At 41.1% G+C, this 2,868-nt stretch carries 1 protein-coding gene; it reads left to right on the top strand.

Annotation, left to right across the window (positions count from 1 at the left end):
• On the top strand, window positions 1-2,639 hold a 2,639-nt coding region (locus tag LJE12_RS19330; protein ID WP_227292372.1), incomplete at its 5' end, for a hypothetical protein.
• Window positions 2,640-2,868: the final 229 nt, after the last annotated feature.

Consider the following 2,868-nt stretch of genomic DNA (forward strand, 5'->3'; position numbering starts at 1 on the left):
CTGTAACTGCTAGTTCTACGGATGGTGCCGGAATTGGTGGCGGCGGTTACGGCACCGGCTCTTGCAGTAATATTATTATTGATAGTTGTTCTGTAACTGCTAGTTCTACGGATGGTGCCGGAATTGGTGGCGGCGGTTACGGCACTGGCAGTGTCAGTGGTATTACCATTAAAAGTAGTTCTGTAACTGCTAGTTCTACGAATGGTGCCGGAATTGGTGGCGGCGGTTACGGCGCTGGCAGTGTCAGTGATATTACCATTAAAAGTAGTTCTGTAACTGCTACTTCTACTCATGGTGCCGGAATTGGTTCTGCCGGTGGCACCTGCAGCAACATTGGCATTAGTGGTGGATCCGTAAAGGCATATTCTGATCGTATGCCAGGCATTAATTGTACCCCCCATAATGGCAACTCAACAAATGTTTATTGTTGTATTATTAAAAATGAATATTTTTTACCAGTAACGATAGATAGTGAATCCTGGAAGCCAAGTTATCATATTGTTCCTGATTCTACAAAAGACGGTAATCTGTACGTCTGGTTAACTGAAAAAGAAAATAATGACGCTTATGATGTAACTGTTGGAACCGAAAAAAGGCAGTATTCTTTCGATCAGGCAAAAAACCAATTTGTACGTATCCAAACAACTCCTACCGCTGACCAATTTGATTATACGCAGCCCAATTTTACATATACTAAAGATACCCATGTTGATATTAGTAAATATATTAAATGGAAAGATGATGTCACCGGTCATGGTAAAATTACTAAAGTAACGTATTTTAAAAAAGGAGATAAAACTCCACTCGCAGACAGCCCCACAGATGCAGGTACTTATACTTTTAAGATTGATGTGAATGAAGGTGACTACTACAATTCAGTCGATAGTATATCTGCACCAGAATGGGAATTTGTCATTTCAAAAGCACAAGCACCTTCAAGCAAGCCAACCGATACCGATCCTACAATATATGTTTCATGGTTATGTAAGAAAGTCGAAGATGTTAAAGGCCTTTTTAATGATGAATGGAAATGGAGCGATTCCGATATTTCTAAAAAATTACCTGTAGGAGAAGAAGTTTCCGCTACAGCAGTTTATAATGGTACAGATGCTGACAATTATGTAAATACATCTGTTGTATTTAAAATCACCAGAAAAGCATGTACACACCCACATACCGCAGAACGTTACTACTCCTCTCCATCCTGTACTTCCAGCGGATATAGCGGAGATACCTACTGCACAGACTGTAATGAAACACTTTCCTATGGTTATACCATTTCTGCATACGGCCATGACTATGACAACGGCGTTATCACTACAGAACCAACTACAGAAACTGATGGAATCATAACTTACACCTGTAAACGATGCAAACATCAGGATACAAAAAATCTCGGAAAGCTTGGTGACGGGGAACCTTACATTGAGGGAAGTTTCCAGAAGAAAAGCTGGGATACTGTTAATGATCTGATCAAGACATCCAAAGAAAAAGATACCATCTCCATTATCATGAATGGTGCCAGGACACTTCCTGCTTCCGTTTTATCCGGGATAAAAGGAAAAGATATTTCCCTGAATCTTGATATGGAGAATGGTTTCATCTGGAAGATTAACGGTACTTCCATTACAGCAGAAACACCTGCAGATACCGATCTTTCTGTTACAAACACAGCAGAATATATCCCGGCAGCATTATACAGCCTGATTTCCACAAACCAGAATGATTTCGGTTTCCATCTCGGAAGAAGCGGAGCTTTCGATTTTCCGGCTGTGCTTTCCGTAAAGGCAGATGCCTCCTGTGCAGGACTTATGGCAAATCTGTTCTGGTATGATGCTGAGAATGGGATTCTGCAGTGCATCCAGACCGTAACGGTAGGCGGTGCATTTGAGCGCAGTATTCCATATGCTGACTTTACCCTTTCCAAAGGACAGGATTATTTCATAGCATTTGGTACAGAATCCCTCAATGGCAGAGTTATTCACACAGACGGAAGTATCACAGATGAAAACGGTGCATACCTGCGACCTGCCAACACAAAGATTTCCAGCCACTCCATTGACAGAAATAAATTAACTGTCAAACTTTCCAAAGGATGTGCAGGTGCTCAGGGTTATGACTTCGTGATCAGCAAGAAATCAAATATGCTCCAGACCGGCAAATTCAGCCAGACAGTTTCCTCAACCGGCAAGCCACAGGCATCTTTCAGATATCTGGCAAAAGGTACCTGGTATGTGGCAGCCCGAAGCTGGGTTCTGGATGTACAGGGCAATAAAGTCTATGGTTCCTGGACAAAGATCAAGAAGATCAAGATCACTGTTGTCACACCACAACAGCCAAAGATCAGGAATATCACTGTAAAAGGAAACACTGTGACTGTCACTTACACAAAATGCAAAAATGCCACAGGTTATGAAATCCTGCTGGGAAACAAATACAAAACCTCCGCAGGTGAGAAATACCCGGTTAAGAAATATCTGAAACGTACAGAAGGCAAAAATACCGTAACTGTAACCTTTACAAACGTAAAGAAAGGTACCTGGTATGTGACCGTACGGGCATGGAACCAAACCTCCAAAGATAAATCCAGAGTTTACAGCCCATACTCCACAATGAAGAAATTCAAGACAAAGAAATAGCTTCTGTGTCGTAAAGGATTCTGAATGAAATCTACCTGAAAAATCAACTTGTAATTTGCTAATAAAAATCAAAAATAAAATATATATGACGACAACAGGAGGAAAGGTATCTGCCTTTCCTCCTGCCATTTTTCTTAAAGATTGTATTCTTTATATAACTGCTCACGTCTTTTGGCGTCTGTTGATACAATCGGGATTTCTTCAGTTCTCTGATCCTGAAGTAATCGAG

It is taken from the genome of Blautia sp. DFI.6.71 (assembly GCF_020593585.1).
GTDB classification, from domain to species: Bacteria; Bacillota; Clostridia; order Lachnospirales; family Lachnospiraceae; genus Blautia_A; species Blautia_A wexlerae.